The sequence below is a fragment of the Amycolatopsis sp. 505 genome, from assembly GCF_031625235.1.
Taxonomy (GTDB): Bacteria; Actinomycetota; Actinomycetes; order Mycobacteriales; family Pseudonocardiaceae; genus Amycolatopsis.
Window position 1 is genome coordinate 311,758 of the sequence record NZ_JACKQP010000003.1, and the last position, 14,178, is coordinate 325,935.

Here is a 14,178-nt window from a genome sequence, read left to right on the forward strand (position 1 = left end):
GAACGGGTGGTCACAGGGCGGCCCTCGCGCGGGTGATCCGGAAGAACAGCCACGACAGGACCGCGATCAGCAGCGTGACGAGCACGCTCATCGCGGCGCCGAGGCCGTGATTCTGGGCGGAGATCTGGGCGTAGGCGGCCATCGACGGCGTGTAGGACGACGAGACCGCGCTGGAAACCCCGGCCATCACCTGGGGTTCGGTGAACAGCTGGAACGTGCCGATGATGGAGAACACCCCGGTCAGCACCAGCGACGGCGCGATGATCGGCACCTTGATCCGCCAGGCGATCGTCCAGCCGGACGCGCCGTCGAGCCGGGCCGCTTCGTAGAGCTGGGGCGGGATCGCCTGCAGCGACGAGTAGAGGATCAGCATGTTGTACCCGGTGAACGTCCAGGTGACGATGTTCGCGATCGAGTACAGGATCACGTTGCCGGACAACAGGTCCGGGTGGATCCCGAGCGGGTCGAGCAGCTGGTTGACCGGCGAGAGGTTGGGGGCGTAGAAGAAGCCCCACATGACCGCGGCGATCACGCCGGGCACCGCGTACGGCAGGAAGAACGCGAGCCGGAAGAACCGCCGCAGCCGCACCACCGCCGAGTCCAGGGCGAGCGCCAGGACCAGCGCGAGGCCGAGCATGACCGGGATCTGGATCACCCCGAACAGCAGGACCCGCCCGACCGAGCCGGTGAACCCGGTGTCGCCGAGGGCCGCGGTGTAGTTGCCCAGGCCGGCGAACACCTCGACGGGACGGCCGTAGGTCGACGTCCGGGTGACGGCGGTGAAGCTCTTCACCAGGGCCACCACGATCGGGGCCACGTAGAACACCGCGAAGCCGATCAGGAACGGGGCGAGCAGCAGCCACGCGGCGCGGGCGCTGCCGTTCGCCCGTCGCCGGCGCGCCACCCTGGGGCGGGGCGCCACGCCGGCGACGGTCTGGGACGCTGCGACAACCATCGTCGTCCTTACTTCGCCACGGGGATGGACTGGCGTTGCAGGTCGGTGATCGTCGCGGCGCCGGCCTCGGTGAGCGCCTTGCCGAGCGTGCCGTTGCCGGCGAGCGCGGCGCCGAACCCGTCACGGACGTGGGCGTAGGTCTGCTCCATCGACGGTCCCCAGGTGAAGTCCTGGCTGACGCCCTTGCCCGCCTCGCGGAAGACCGCGTCGACGTCCTGGCCGCCGAAGAACTGCGTGTTCTCGGGCGAGGCTTTCGCACCGGCCTGGGCTTCGGTGGTCGCCGGGTAGATCCCGCCCTGGGCGGTCAGGATGGCCAGGGCCTGCGGGTCGCTGTTGAGCCACAGGGCGAACTGCGCGGCTTCGGCCGGGTGCTTGGTGCCGGCGAAGACCGCGGTGGTCGAGCCACCCCAGTTGCCGGAGCGCTGCGCACCCTTGGTCCACTGCGGCAGCGGCGCCACGGCCCACTTCCCGGCGGTGGAGGGCGCGGCCTTCGCGATCGTGCCGACGCCCCAGACGGCCCCGGTCCAGGTGGCGATCTGCCCGGAGTCGAGCGCCTTGTTCCAGGATTCGGAGAAGCCCTGGTAGTTCGAGACGAGGCCTTGGGAGAGCAGGTTCTGCCAGTAGTCGGCGACCTTGGTGGACGCGGGGTCGGTCAGGTTCACCTTCCACTGCCGGCCGTCCTGGGTGAACCAGTGCCCGCCGGCCTGCCAGACGAGCCCGGCGAACCAGTTGACGTCCTTCTGCGGGAAGTGCGTGATCGTGAGGTTCGGGTCGGCGGCGTGCAGGGTCTTCGCGGCCTGGGCGTACTCGTCCCAGGTCGTCGGCACCGGCACGTTGTACTTTTCGAAGAGGTCCTTGCGGTAGAACAGGCCCATCGGCCCGGTGTCCTGCGGGATGGCGAAGACGCCGTCACCGCCGACCGAGGCCTGCGCCCAGGTCCAGTCGACGAACTTCGACTTGGCGTCCGCGACGCCGGGGCAGGCGGAGATGTCCCGAAGGCCCTGCTGGACGCGGAAGCCGGGCAGCGAGTCGAACTCGACCTGCCCGAGGTCCGGCGCCTGGTTCGCCTTGAGGGCGGTGAACATCTTGTTGTAGGTGCCCTGGTTGCCCTGGGGCGTCTGCTCGACGGTGACGTGGATGTCGGGATGCCCCTGGTTCCACAAGGCGACGGCCTGGTCGATGCCGGGCAGCCAGGACCAGAACGAGAGTTCGACCTTGCCCCCGGAGACAGCACAAGCGGCACCGGCGGCCGGGGCGGCGGAGTCGGCATTCCCGCAGCCGGCGGTGACGAGCGCGAGCACGGCAGCGGCCGCGGCGGCGCCCAGCCGGCGAAGCCGTTTCGTCGGGGGAGAAGTACGCACCATTGCGTTCGGTCCTTTCGGGGTGGCGGCGGCTTCGGCCGAGGCTCGGCGCAGTGGGGCCGGGCCTCGGGAACGGTTGGGGCAGGGGGGTCGCGGTTGCGGGTCAGGGGTCCACTGTGGATCGGGGCGCGGGGGTGCGCGGCGGTTCGGGCGGGCTTTCGGGTGGCTGCTCGCCGCCGGCGCGCGGGTTGCGTTGCGGCGGGGCGGGGAGGGCTTCGGGCAGCCGCTCGCCGGGCGGGTCGAGGTGTGCTCGGGCGGGGAGGGCTTGGGGCAGCGGCTCGCCGGGCGGGTCGAGGTGCTGCCGGGCGAAGCGAGCTTCGCGCGGCAGTTCGCCGCCGCGGTGCCGGTCGAGGTGCGCCCAGGCAGGCAGGACCTCAGGCAACCGCCCACCGCACCAAGCGACCCGCGCCCGGCGCGGGCAACCCCTCACCCACCAGCCCACCACGGAACCGTCGGAGCGGCGCATGAACCGGCGTGACCTGCGAAGCCAGCCCGACCCGGCCGTTCTCGGCGAGCCTGCGTCCATGCCGCCACCTCCTTCCGCCACTCGCTCGGGAACGTTCCCGGGAATGTTCCCGGCCGTGGCACCCGGGGAGTATGCGCACCTCGGAGCTACCCCGTCAAGGGCGTCTTCCGGAGGATTCGATTCAGGCGGTCGCGCGGGTGATCAACGAAACCGGCAGCGAGATCCGGTCGGCGGTGTCCGCCAGCAGCGCCCGGACCAGGGCCTGGCCGTGGTCGTACTTGTCGATCCGGACCGTGCTCAGCGGCGGGTTGAGGTACGCCGACATCTCCAGGTCGTCGAAGCCGACCACCGCGCAGTCCCGCGGCACCGCCCCGCCGCGCGCGAGCACCGCCTGGACCGCCCCGATGCCCATCAGGTCGTTGAACGCGAAGATCCCGTTGACCTCGGGCCACGCCGAGAGCAGCTCGCGGGCCGCTTCCGTGCCGCCGGGGATGGTCGGCGGTCCCTGGACGATCCGGGCCGAGACGTCGCCGAAGCCCAGCGCCGCGCACGCCGTCACGAAGGCCAGCCGCCGCTCGTCGACCGCGACGCCGACCGAACTGTCCAGCATGCCCAGGCACGCGTCCGGCCTGCGGGCGAGCAGCTCCACGGCCGCCGCGGTGCCGGTCGCGAAGTCGTTGCTCACCGATGCCGCCACCTCCGACGGCAGCTCGCGGTCGGCGACCACCAGCGGGACCGAGCGCGCGTAGTCGGCGAGGACGTCGTCGGGCATGCCGTAGAAGAACCCGACGACTCCGCGCGCGGACCGGGCCAGCGCGTCCTCGATGGCGTCGCGTTCCCGGCCCGGGTCGGCGTCGGTGTTGTACAGCACGACGCTGCACCCGGCCGCCTCCGCCGCGTCGTACACCCCGCGCGCCACCGCCGGGTAGAACGGGTTCGCGATGTCGGAGACGATCAGCGCGATGACGTCCGACCGCTGGGTGCGCATGCCCTTCGCCAGCGCGCTCGGCCGGTAGCCCAGCCGGGTCGCCGCCGCCAGCACGCGCTCGCGGGTGTCCGGGGCGATCTCCGGCAGGTCGCGCAGCGCCCGCGAAACCGTCTGCCGCCCGACGCCGGCCTCCCGGGCCACGTCCTCGATCGTCACGCGCTTGACGCGTGGCAGCCGCCCGCGTTCGGTCACGCCGTCACCTCCCTCCGCGTAAGACGCCGAGCCTAAGGGGTCAGGGCGCGGCGCCACTGGCCGGTGACGCTCCGGCGCAGCGCCTCGGTGTCGACGCTGCCCGGATCGAGCAGCCGCTGCAACGCGATCCCGCGCAGCTGCCCGACGACGGCGGTCGCGACCTCGTCGGCCCCGGCGCCCGCGTCGATGCTGCCGTCCGCGAGGCCGGCTTCGACGTCTTCGCGCAGGTCGGCGCGGAAGGCGGCGTCCCGCTCGCGGAAGATCGGGGCCAGCTCCGGCTGGGTGGCGGCTTCCGCCCACAGCAGCAGGAAAGCCTGGTGGAACACGCCGATCCGGCTGAGCTCGCCGAGGTAGCCGTCGATCAGCCGCAGCAGGCGGTCGAGGCCGGGCGGGACGTCCTCGAGCCCCGGGACGAACCCGGCCTGCGTGGCCCGCGCCAGCCGCTCGACCAGTGCCTGCTTCCCGCCGAAGTGGTGGGTGACGATGCCGCGGCTGTACCCGGCCCGCTCCCCGACGCGGGCGAGCGTCAGTGACCGCACGCCCTGCTCGACGACGAGTTCGGCGGCGGCGGTCAGCAACGCGGCTTCGGCCTGGTCACGGCGTTCCTGCTGGGTGCGGCGCATGATCGGAGTCTAGCAAAGTAACTTGCGTGTTGACCAACAAGTATGTGTAGAGTGCCGGTCCAGGAGGTCCTGATGATCGAAATCGAAGAACGTGCCCTCGACGCCCTGCTCGCCGACGACCCCGGCGGCCCGGTCGTGATGCTGAACCTGCTGCGGTTCCGCCCGGACGGCGGCCGCGAAAGCTACCAGCGCTACGCCGAAGCCCTCCGCCGCGAACTCAACGCCCGCTACGGCCTGAAGGTGGAGTACCTGGGTACCGGCGGGCCGGCGCTGGTCGCCGAGGACGGGCAGGCGTGGGACATGGTGGTGCTCGTCCGCTACCCGGACCGGCAGACCTTCGCGGCCATGGTCCGCGACCCCGAGTACCAGGCGATCACCCACCTGCGCACCGAGGCGCTGGTGGAATCGGTCCTGCAGCCGACGACGCCGGTGGTGGCCTGATGCCCGCGGTGTTCGTCCACGGCAACCCCGAGACGGCGGCGGTCTGGGACCCGCTGCTGGCGGAGCTCGCCCGCCCGGACGTGGTCTGCCTGTCGCCGCCCGGCTTCGGCGCGCCCCTGCCCGCCGGGTTCGAAGCCACCCCGGCCGGCTACCGGGACTGGCTGGCCGTCGAACTGGCGGCTTTCGGCGAGCCGGTGGACCTGGTGGGCCACGACTTCGGGGGCACTCACGTCCTCAACGTCGTGCTGAGCCACCCGCACCTGGTCCGCAGCTGGGTCAGTGACACCCTCGGAAGCTTCGACCCGGACTACGAATGGCACGAACTCGCCCGCCGCTGGCAGACCCCGGGCGTCGGCGAGGCCGATGTCGCGGCGCGGTTCGGTGCCGCGCCCGAAGAGCGCGCCGCGGTGCTGGTGGCACGCGGGATGGGCCGGGCGGTCGCGGCCCGCGTCGCGGCGGGGCAGAACGAGGCGATGGGCCGCGCGGTGCTCACCCTGTACCGGTCCGCCGCCGCGGCCGGTGCGCCCGGCCTCGGCTTGCCGCTGGAACGCGCGGCGGCCCGGCCGGGTCTCGCCATCCTGGCCACGGCCGACCACGTCGTCGGCACCGAGGAGCAACGCCGCCGGGCCGCCGCCCGCGCCGGGGCCCGGGTCGCCGTCCTCGACGGCCTGGGGCACTGGTGGATGACTCACGAACCGGCCCGCGCCGCCGCGGTGCTGACCGGATTCTGGGCGAGCGCCGGCTGAGGATCAGCGGGCGGTGCAGGCCAGCCCGGCCAGCGGCTGGGACGTGCCGGTCACGACTGCACCCCACGTCGTCGTCGCGCCGGGAGCCAGCGTCCCGTTGTAGGTCTGGTTGGCCGCCCGCACCTCCTGGCCGGTCTGCGTCGGCACAGCGTTCCACGAGTTGGTCACCTGCTGACTGCCCGCGAAGGAGAACGCCGTCGTCCACCCGGCCAGCGCGGCCGAGCCGGTGTTCTTCACGGTGAACTCCAGCTGGTGCCCGCCGTTCCACGAGGAGGTGACCGCCGAGGTCGCGGTGCACGACGCCCCGGCCGGGGTGGTGGACGTCGTCGGAGTGGTCGGGGTGGTCGGCGTCGTGGTCGGGGTGCTGGTCCCGGTCGTGTAGCTGATGCCGGTGTAGGCCGCCGCGCAGCCGGAAAGGCACTGGTCCGGCAGCGTGAAACGGTAGACGCGGCCGTCGTTGACGAGCGCGTCGCTCGCGTCCCGGACGCGGATCGCGTACGCGGTGCCGGCCGTGGCGGTCGGGCCGATGAGGAAGGCCTGCCCGAGGTCGCTGTCCGGCTGCGCCTGCTGCCAGGTGCCGTCCGCGCCGAGGAACTCCACGCCGTGGACGCCGTTGGGCAGGTGCGACACCGCGATGGCCGTCCAATACCGTTGCGCCCCTTGGAGGAAACCGAGCTTCAGGTCGCCGGTGTAGTTCGGGGCGGGCACGTAGGACCAGGAAACCCGGCGGTTGTTCCAGTGCCCCGGGTTCATGTCGCCGACCGGCACGCCGTTCTTCACGAACCGGTTGAGCGACGCGGTCGACAGGTCGAGGTGCCCGGGATCGTCGCGGCACCAGGCGTTCGAGTCGCCGCAGCTGTCGGCCACGACCATGGTCAGCTGGGCGCCGGCGTACCCGTCGGTCACCCAGGACCCGTTGCGGCAGAACGGCTGTCCCGGCGCGCCGTCGTTGACGCCGGTGCAGTATTCGCCGATGGTGACCTGCACGAACCGCCCGCAGTTGCGACCGTTGTCCCACAGCCCGATCTTCGCGGCCTGCGCCGGCGGGATCGGCCGGGGGTAGAAGCTGTAGTCGCCGGGGGTGTTGTAGACGTTGAGAGCGACGAAATCCGGCGAATCGAGCATGTCCTGCGGAAGGCCGCAACCGCCGTAGGGGGCGCCGAGCGCGTCGAAGTGGGTCGCGTTGCCCGTTGTGGGCGCGACCGGCGCGGCGCCCGAATTCCACGGCCACAACACGGAAACACCTACGACGAGCATGGCGATCACGGCCAGCACGCCCGGCCGGCGGGAGACGGACCCCATGGATTCTCCTTCCGCCTGTCGGTACCGCGGCAGGCGGAAGCGGCCCCGGCGGCGTCGTCTGGAAGCGCTCCCAGAGTCCCCCGCGCACCGATCGTTTGTCAATCGCCCCTCACGCCGAGCCGCGCGCCACGACGGTCAGGCGCTCGAGGGCCAGCCGGCCCGAGGTCAGCCGGAGCCCGATCGCGGGCGACCAGCCGGGAGCGACGACCGGACCCGCCGGGATCGTCCTCAGCAGCTGCCACCGGCCCTGGTGGCCCAGCCAGCTCGTCAGCCCGCCGCGGTGGTCGGACACGACCGCGAACCGGTCGCCCGGCGACCACTCGACCGCGGCGCAGCACCCGCCGGTCACGTCGTCGCCGTAGTCGCGCCCGTCGGCCCGCACGTCCGCGCCGGACGTGCCGAAGTGGTGGTTGTACCAGGCCAAGGCCAGCTCGTCCGGCCCGGCGGCGCGGCCGAGGAGCACGCTGTCCTCCGGAGCGCTCCCGGCGAAAGAACGCGGTTCCAGGAGCACCGCGAAGTCGCCGGCCGGGGCGGCCACCGGCGCCACGAGCACGGCGGCCGACTGCCGGCTCGCCGTTGCGATCAGGGCGCCGTCCGCCTGGCTCAGCGAGGGCGGCGGCTCCCCGAACCGCGCGCCGATCCGGTAGTCGTTCAACCGGTCTCCGGTGAAGTCGTCGTCCCACACCGGTGTGGCGAAATCGGCCGGGTCGAACACGACCTCCGCCCGCACGAGGTCCGCGGTGCTGCGGGCCGGGACGCCGTGGTCGAGCGGGGCGACCAGCAGCCGCACCGGCGCCCGGGTGCCGACCGGCGCGTCGGCGGGGGCGGTCACCCGCCACCGCAGCGGGACGGCTCGGCCCGGCGTGAGCCGGAGGTCGCCGGCCGGCCCGAGCGGCTGGGCCGTCCAGCCGCGCGGCACCGTGAGCGCGGGCCGCACGGTCATCGGCTGCGCGCTGCGGACCGAACCGGTGATTTCGGCCGTCTGCCCGGGCCGCAGCCGCGGCGGTTCGTCCGGCAGCCGGACGGCGAGCCGCTCGTCTTCGGCGCGCCACGACTGCACCGCCGTGATGCCGACCGCGCCTCCGTCCACTCTGGACGCCACGACCCGGAGCCCGTCGGTGCGGACCGGCGGCTGGACGACGACGCGGTTCGGCCGGCCTCGCACCGGCGTCGCGGGATCCCGGTGCTGCGCGGGGAGGTCGGCCCACGACCCGTCGGCGGTGCGGTACTGGAGCGCGAACGTGTCCGGCGTGCGGACGCCGCCGCCGTCGTCGTAGAAGGAGATCCGGACGTCGGAGACGTCGGTGGCCGCGCCGAGGTCGACGGCCAGCCAGTCCTGGCGGTTCGGGCTGCCGTAGCTCGTCCAGCGCGTCGACGGGACGTCGAGGTCGAAGTCCTGGCCGTCGATCGCGTTCGCCGGGCTGTCGGCCGGCCAGGTGTAGGACGCCGACGCCGCCGGGTAGCCGGTGCGGTCGATGTTCGCCAGGTCGTCGACGAGGTGACCGGCCACGGCCGCCTTCCCGGGGCGCACCGGCACGTCGACCGCGGTCAGCCCGGCCTGGCGGTGCACGAGCTTGCCGTCCAGCCAGACGCTCAACCCGGCGCCCTGCCGGTAGACGTGACCGTCGCGGTCCCAGGCCACGGTCAGGTTGCGGCCGTGGTAGGGCACGTTCTCCACCGCGAAGTGGTCCCAAGTGGACGGAACGAGCGGGGCGAGCCGTACGTGGTCACCCTGCTGGGGCCGGATGCCGAGCAGCCCGGACAGCACGAGGTCGTCGAACGTCGAGTGGTTGTAGTCCTCGCTGTGCCCGCGGGAGTCGTAAAGCCAGCGGTCCTCGTCGGGGTGGTGCGCTTCGGCGACGTAGGGCACGCCGTTCTTGCGCTGGGTCAGGGCGTACTCGCGCAGCAGGGCGTAGTAGTCCTGAGTGGACACGTACGGCTGCGGGGGATAGTCGGTGAGCAGGTTCGCCAGCCCGGTCAGCGTCTGGCTGGTGGCGTAGGGCCAGCTCGGCCCCGACCAGCGGCAGCACCCGGCGAGGGCGTCGTGCATGAACCACGGGCTGCGCCGCTCGACCGTGGTGGGCCCGAAGGGGGCGGCGAACCCGGCCGGATCGGTCAGCTGCGCCCACGCGGCGGCGGCGCCGGCCGGTGCCATGTGGAAGTACCAGGGCACGAACCCGATCTCTTCCCGGTCGGCGAGCTTGGTGCGGGCGGGGTTGCCGTCCCGCATCACGTGCTTGTAGAACTGCGCGCCACCGTCCCACAGGACGCGGTCCTGGTTCGCCTGCAGGGACCGGGCGTCCCGGTCGTAGCGGGCGGCGAGCTGCCGGTCGCCGGGTGCGCCGCGCCGGCGCAGCAGATCGGCGATGGCGCGCGCGTCGCCGTACTGGTAGGCGTTGAGCGTCGGGCGGAAGCCGGCTCCGCCGTGGTAGGGATCCGGGCTCTGATAGGAACTCGCGGTGTACTCCATGGCGTCCCACACCGGAACCTGCCAGTAGAGGCCGAGCTGCGGGTCGAACTGCGGCGCCCAGGCGGCCCACTGCCGTTGCAGTTCGGGGAGCCGGTCGACGGCGAAGTCCCACCGGCCGTCGACGGACGCCCGCGCGAGCACGGCGTCGGCCGCCCAGAAGGAGTATTCGTGGGCCCAATCGGTGGTGTTCTCGTTGAGGCCGTCGGTCGCCGGCTTGGGGCCCGCGCCGCTGCCGCGCAGCCAGTAGTCGACGTAGTCGTCGAGGTAGCGGGGGTCCCGCAGCCACCGTCCCTCGTAGAGGTGGTGCCCGGCGGCGGCGTCGATCCCGCCGCCGGGGGCGGAGTAGCCGACCGGGCCGAGGAACTCGGAGACGATCCAGCCGTCGTCGGGCCCGGTGTACTTGAGGGCCTCCTTGAACGTCCGCCACCGGTAGTAGTACGTGTCCTCGATCGCCTTGTCGGGCAGGTCGACGAACGGGATGTTGGCCTCGTACCACGCGGGGTCGCCCAGACCGGCAAGCTTCGCCGCGTGGTCGAGGAGATGCGTCCCGGGGCCGACGACCGGGTACGCCGGCGGCGGGCCGGCGGGGACGGCGGGGACGGCCGCCGCGGGGAGCACGGCGGCCGACAAGGTGACGAGCGTGGTGGTCAAGACCGTGAACAGACGGCGAACCGAGCGCATGCCGACGCTCCTCGTGCTCCTCGGGGACCGGGCAGAGGAACGGTAGCCGGTCGGATACAACGTTGTAAATACATATTTACAACGTTGTATCCGAGGGGTCGTCCGCTGCTGCGCCGCGTCGGACGCGCAACCGGTGTCCCGCCGGCCGGAGCGGCTCAGGCGTGCCAGGCGGGGTCGCGCCCGAGGAAGCCCATCAGCTTGTCCTGTGCCGAAGCGCTGTCGTCCACGGGCACCGCCGGGCCGAACTGGCCGCTGTCGCGCAGCACCTGCTCCATCGGCCGCATCGCCGTCAGCGCCTCCGCGCAGCGCTGTTCACCGAGGTCGGGCTCGCGGCCGAGAGCCTTGGCGAGATCCCAGGAATGCATCCAGACGTCGCCGGTGTAGAACTGGTCGATCGCCTCGTCCACCGGCCGGTCGCCGGTGTGCGGGTTGCTGAGCACCCGTCCGGCGGGATCGTCGAGGATGGCCTGGATGTCGGCGACGTGCTGCTTCCACGCCCCGGCCGGGTCGGTGTCGACCGACAGCGCGGGCAATTCGATGCCCGCGCCGCGGAGGAAGTCGCGCGGCCACTCGACCAGGTGCCGGACGACGTCGAGCGCGGTCCACCCCGCCACCGGTGCCGGGCGGGCCCAGTCGCCGGCCGAAGCCGACTCGACCAGCTCGGTGAACCGGGCGGCTTCGGAGGCGTGCTGCCGGGCCGGGGTCATCGCGCGAGCAATGCGTCGAGCTTGGCGTAGCCCTCGGTGACCCCGACGTCCATGCCGCTGGCCAGCATGCCGTCGCGGGTGGCGAAGTCCGGCACCACGCTGAGCACCCGCAGCCGGGTGCGGCCGCCGTCGATCTCCTCCAGGGTCAGCGTTTCCAGCGCGACGCCGTCGGGCTCGCCGTCGTAGGTGAACGTCCACACGATCCGCTCGTTCGGCCGCACTTCGTGGAAGCTGCCGTGGAACGCGGCGATCTCCTCGCCGTCGCGGTCGTTGGCGAAGGCCCACTCGCCGCCCGTTCGTGCCTCCCACCGCGTGATCCGCGTGGTGACCGAGTGCGGCCCGACCCACTGCGCGTACAGCTCGGGGTCGACGTGGGCGCGGAACACCTGCTCGGGTGCGGCGTCGAAGTCCCGGACGAGCTGGATCGTCGGGACCTTCTCGTCGGCCAGGATCTCGGTTTCGTGCTTCGTCATGGTCATGACGCGTCCTTACGGGGTCGGGTTTCACTGCCGCTCATGCGGCCCAGCAGCGTTTCGAGGCGCCGGTAGCGCTCCTCGGCCTGCCGCCGGTACCGCTCGATCCACTTGGTCATCAGGTCGAACACCTCGGCGTCCAGGTGGACCGGACGGCGCTGGGCGTCCTTGCTGCGCGTGACCAGCCCGGCTTCCTCCAGCACCTTCACGTGCTTGGAGACCGCCTGGAGGCTCATCTCGTACGGCTCGGCCAGCTCGCCCACGGTCGCGTCCGCGGCGGCCAGCCGGGCCACCAGGTCGCGCCGCGTCGGGTCGGCCAGGGCCGCGAACACGCGGTTGAGCCGCTCGCTGTCTTCGTCCACCGGTTCTTCCTCAACTATTCGGTTGAATATGAACATAGAGCGCGGCTGGGGGTGTTGTCAACCTGGAGGTTGAGAAGGGGCGGGGTCCCGGCTTCGGGACCCCGCCCGGGTGATCAGAAGTGGTCGGGTGTGTCGATCCGGCTCCGCACCAGGGCGCCGGACGCGGTCAACCGGCCGCTGCCGTAGTCGCTGCCGGCGCAGGTGCCCGGGCTCAGCGCGGCGCTGCTTTCGTTCGCGTCGGAGTACGTCCAGTTCGCGTAGCTGATCTGCAGCTGGTCGAGCAGGTCCAGCCAGGCGGTGGTGCTGGCCTGGTCGAGCGTGCCACCGCCGGTGGCGGTCACCGTGCCGAACTCCGTGACGAACAGCGGCAGCCTCGAGGCGGCCCGGCTCACCGTGGAGCGGTAGTTGTCCTTGTGGCTGGCGGCGTAGAAGTGGAACGTGTACATGATGTTCGTGGCGTTGACGGGGTTGTTGATGATCTCGGATTCGCTGGAGCCGTCGGAGACGCCGAGGGACGACCACCCGCGGGTCCCGACGATCACGACGGCGTCCGGGTCGGCGGCGCGGATCACCGGGATGACCTGCTCGGCGTAGTTCTTGATGCCGGCCCAGCTCACGCCGTTGGGTTCGTTGGCGATCTCGTAGATCACGTTCTTCCGGCTCGCGTTCCGGGCGGCGACCGCGGCGAAGAAGGTCTTGGCGCGGTCGAGGTTGTAGTTCGGGTCACCCGGGGTGAGGGTGTGGAAGTCGACGATCGCGTACATGCCGCGTTCTTCGGCCTCGCCGACGAGGCTGTTGACCCGGTCGGTGAACCAGGCCGGGTTGGTCTCGTACCCCTTTTCCTGCACGTACATGGCGATGCGGAGCAGGTCGGCGTGCCAGTCGTTCGCGAGGGCGTTCAGGGACGCGTCGTTGTAGCAGGAGTCGAACCACTGGAGGCCGTGCGTGCTCATGCCGCGCAGCTGGATCGCCCGGTTCGCTTCGTTGCACAGGTGGACGCCGCAGACGTGCAGCTGCCCGTTCGCGGCGAGCGGCGTGCCGCCGGGGGAGGGGGTGGTGGTGGTCGTCGGTGTCGTGGTGGTCGTGGTCGATCCGGTGCAGGTGACGCCGTTGAGGGTGAAGGACGCCGGAATCGGGTTGGCCCCGGTCGTGGTGCCGGTGAAGCCGAGGTCGGCGACGGCGCCCGTCGCGAGGGTCCGGTTCCAGTCGGGGCCGGCGGCGGTCGCGATCGAGCCGGACTGCGACCAGGTGGCGTTCCACCCCTGGGCGACCTTCTGGCCGGCGTCGGGGAAGGTGAAGCTGAGCGACCAGCCGGTGAGCGTGTCACCCAGGTTGGTGACCTTGACGCCGGCCTGGAACCCGCCCTGCCACTGGTTGGTGACGGTGTAGTCGACCCGGCACCCTTGAGCGGCGGCCGAGGCCTGCGGGATGGCCAGCACGGCGGTGCAGCCGAGAACCGTCGCGCCGGCGGCCGCCAGCGCAGCGATGGAGCGCTTCATTGAACTCCCTTTGGTCCGTGTTCGAGTGTTTCGACAGGCTGGGAGCGCTCCCAGAGATGAGAACATCCGGCGAGGGGCGGCGTCAAGGGTTTCGGCTCTTGCGGGGGTTCCCGGCGGCGGATCACGATCGCGGCGCTGGTGCGGCTGAGTCGAGGCGCTCATCCGAAGCGGCCGGCCGTCGCGGCGGCCGTTCGTGGTGGCCTCGGCGTCGCCGGGAAGGGTGTCGGCCGTGATCCATCTGGCCGGATCTGCACCGGACGCGGGCGTCGATGGGGGCGATCGCGGACGCGTTCGCTCAGCCCTCGGTTTCCCCTTGAAGGGCCCGGTTGAGCCGGCGGGCTTCGTGCAGTTCGTCTTCCAGGATGACGATCCGGCAGGCGGCGTCGACGGCGGTGCCCTGGTCGACGAGCTCGCGGGCCCGCGCGGCGAGCCGGAGCTGGTGCCGGGAGTAGCGCCGGTGCCCGCCGGCGGATCGCTGCGGCGTGATCAAGCCGGCGTCGCCGAGGCTGCGCAGGAAGTTCTGGGTGGTGCCGAGCATGTCGGCGGCTCGGCCCATGGTATAGCCGGGGTAGTGCTCGTCGTCGAGATTTCCGGGTCTTTCCCCGTCGGGGACCATGTCACCTCCGCATCAGAAGGACCCCGGACGCCATCGTGGGCGTCCGGGGTCCTCGAAAGGTTGGGTTTCACCATTACCGGCCGACGGCGTGACCGCCGGCTTCCCGCGCGGGGCGCGGGGATCGCTCATCCGTGACCGAGCACCACCTCCGAACTCGATGGGCTTGCGGAACCCGCGCGGCGTTACCGGGCCGCTGCGGGCGATCCCATGATGGTCCCGTTCCCTTCCTTTCGTTGTCTCTTCCGGTACGTGGAGAACTTTACCGGTGGGTGACGGTGAATGTCTACTGTCATGGA

The 14,178-nt window shown here is 71.9% G+C and carries 14 protein-coding genes; 2 read left to right on the forward strand and 12 right to left on the reverse strand.

Annotated elements, in window-relative coordinates; all coding sequences use genetic code 11:
* Positions 1-10 precede the first annotated feature (10 nt).
* The 5 genes from H5965_RS13000 to H5965_RS13020 all read right to left on the reverse strand — a co-directional run bounded on the left by H5965_RS13000 (position 11) and on the right by H5965_RS13020 (position 4,585).
* On the reverse strand, positions 11-955 hold the full coding sequence (locus H5965_RS13000) for a sugar ABC transporter permease (protein ID WP_310969913.1): 945 nt from the start codon (positions 953-955) through the stop codon (positions 11-13).
* Positions 956-963: 8 nt separating this feature from the next.
* A complete protein-coding gene (locus H5965_RS13005) occupies positions 964-2,319 on the reverse strand; it encodes a sugar ABC transporter substrate-binding protein (RefSeq protein WP_310969914.1) in 1,356 nt (451 codons plus the stop codon).
* A gap of 100 nt (positions 2,320-2,419) precedes the next feature.
* Complete coding sequence (locus H5965_RS13010; protein ID WP_310969915.1) at positions 2,420-2,698, reverse strand: hypothetical protein; 279 nt, start codon at positions 2,696-2,698, stop codon at positions 2,420-2,422.
* 265 nt (positions 2,699-2,963) lie between these two features.
* Entirely contained in the window at positions 2,964-3,962 is a 999-nt protein-coding gene (locus H5965_RS13015; protein ID WP_310969916.1) for a LacI family DNA-binding transcriptional regulator, read from the reverse strand.
* A gap of 32 nt (positions 3,963-3,994) precedes the next feature.
* Positions 3,995-4,585 carry a TetR/AcrR family transcriptional regulator gene (locus tag H5965_RS13020; RefSeq protein WP_310969917.1) on the reverse strand — a complete coding sequence of 197 codons (591 nt, stop codon included), beginning with the start codon at positions 4,583-4,585 and terminating at the stop codon, positions 3,995-3,997.
* A gap of 72 nt (positions 4,586-4,657) precedes the next feature.
* Here H5965_RS13020 and H5965_RS13025 point away from each other — a divergent pair, with 72 nt between their 5' ends.
* A complete protein-coding gene (locus H5965_RS13025; protein ID WP_310969918.1) occupies positions 4,658-5,026 on the forward strand; it encodes a DUF1330 domain-containing protein in 369 nt (122 codons plus the stop codon).
* Positions 5,026-5,772, forward strand: coding sequence for an alpha/beta fold hydrolase (locus tag H5965_RS13030; protein WP_310969919.1), 747 nt, complete (start codon positions 5,026-5,028; stop codon positions 5,770-5,772). The genes H5965_RS13025 and H5965_RS13030 overlap by 1 nt, the downstream gene beginning before the upstream one ends.
* 3 nt (positions 5,773-5,775) lie before the next feature.
* On the opposite strand, the gene H5965_RS13035 is transcribed toward H5965_RS13030, so the two are convergent.
* From H5965_RS13035 to H5965_RS13065, 7 genes are all read right to left on the reverse strand, one after another.
* On the reverse strand, positions 5,776-7,074 hold the full coding sequence (locus H5965_RS13035) for a cellulose binding domain-containing protein (RefSeq protein WP_310969920.1): 1,299 nt from the start codon (positions 7,072-7,074) through the stop codon (positions 5,776-5,778).
* A 109-nt stretch (positions 7,075-7,183) separates the two neighbouring features.
* Entirely contained in the window at positions 7,184-10,225 is a 3,042-nt protein-coding gene (locus H5965_RS13040) for an MGH1-like glycoside hydrolase domain-containing protein (RefSeq protein WP_310969921.1), read from the reverse strand.
* A gap of 155 nt (positions 10,226-10,380) precedes the next feature.
* Positions 10,381-10,932 carry a maleylpyruvate isomerase family mycothiol-dependent enzyme gene (locus H5965_RS13045; RefSeq protein ID WP_310969922.1) on the reverse strand — a complete coding sequence of 184 codons (552 nt, stop codon included), beginning with the start codon at positions 10,930-10,932 and terminating at the stop codon, positions 10,381-10,383.
* Entirely contained in the window at positions 10,929-11,411 is a 483-nt protein-coding gene (locus H5965_RS13050) for an SRPBCC family protein (RefSeq protein WP_310969924.1), read from the reverse strand. Before H5965_RS13050 ends, H5965_RS13045 begins: the two co-directional genes overlap by 4 nt.
* Positions 11,408-11,767 carry a metalloregulator ArsR/SmtB family transcription factor gene (locus H5965_RS13055; RefSeq protein ID WP_310969925.1) on the reverse strand — a complete coding sequence of 120 codons (360 nt, stop codon included), beginning with the start codon at positions 11,765-11,767 and terminating at the stop codon, positions 11,408-11,410. The genes H5965_RS13050 and H5965_RS13055 overlap by 4 nt, the downstream gene beginning before the upstream one ends.
* Before the next feature lie 113 nt (positions 11,768-11,880).
* On the reverse strand, positions 11,881-13,266 hold the full coding sequence (locus H5965_RS13060) for a cellulase family glycosylhydrolase (RefSeq protein WP_310969926.1): 1,386 nt from the start codon (positions 13,264-13,266) through the stop codon (positions 11,881-11,883).
* A gap of 295 nt (positions 13,267-13,561) precedes the next feature.
* Positions 13,562-13,882: a MerR family transcriptional regulator gene (locus H5965_RS13065; RefSeq protein ID WP_310969927.1), complete on the reverse strand. Its 321-nt coding sequence runs from the start codon at positions 13,880-13,882 to the stop codon at positions 13,562-13,564.
* Positions 13,883-14,178: the final 296 nt, after the last annotated feature.

What these genes read in the sequence shown, in the direction of transcription:
- H5965_RS13020 (WP_310969917.1), bottom strand. Translation starts at nt 4,585, where the DNA reads ATGCGCCGCACCCAGCAGGAACGCCGTGACCAGGCCGAAGCCGCGTTG.
- H5965_RS13065 (WP_310969927.1), bottom strand. Translation starts at nt 13,882, where the DNA reads ATGGTCCCCGACGGGGAAAGACCCGGAAATCTCGACGACGAGCACTAC.
- H5965_RS13005 (WP_310969914.1), bottom strand. Translation starts at nt 2,319, where the DNA reads ATGGTGCGTACTTCTCCCCCGACGAAACGGCTTCGCCGGCTGGGCGCC.
- H5965_RS13040 (WP_310969921.1), bottom strand. Translation starts at nt 10,225, where the DNA reads ATGCGCTCGGTTCGCCGTCTGTTCACGGTCTTGACCACCACGCTCGTC.
- H5965_RS13025 (WP_310969918.1), top strand. Translation starts at nt 4,658, where the DNA reads ATGATCGAAATCGAAGAACGTGCCCTCGACGCCCTGCTCGCCGACGAC.
- H5965_RS13060 (WP_310969926.1), bottom strand. Translation starts at nt 13,266, where the DNA reads ATGAAGCGCTCCATCGCTGCGCTGGCGGCCGCCGGCGCGACGGTTCTC.
- H5965_RS13000 (WP_310969913.1), bottom strand. Translation starts at nt 955, where the DNA reads ATGGTTGTCGCAGCGTCCCAGACCGTCGCCGGCGTGGCGCCCCGCCCC.
- H5965_RS13030 (WP_310969919.1), top strand. Translation starts at nt 5,026, where the DNA reads ATGCCCGCGGTGTTCGTCCACGGCAACCCCGAGACGGCGGCGGTCTGG.
- H5965_RS13045 (WP_310969922.1), bottom strand. Translation starts at nt 10,932, where the DNA reads ATGACCCCGGCCCGGCAGCACGCCTCCGAAGCCGCCCGGTTCACCGAG.
- H5965_RS13050 (WP_310969924.1), bottom strand. Translation starts at nt 11,411, where the DNA reads ATGACCATGACGAAGCACGAAACCGAGATCCTGGCCGACGAGAAGGTC.
- H5965_RS13035 (WP_310969920.1), bottom strand. Translation starts at nt 7,074, where the DNA reads ATGGGGTCCGTCTCCCGCCGGCCGGGCGTGCTGGCCGTGATCGCCATG.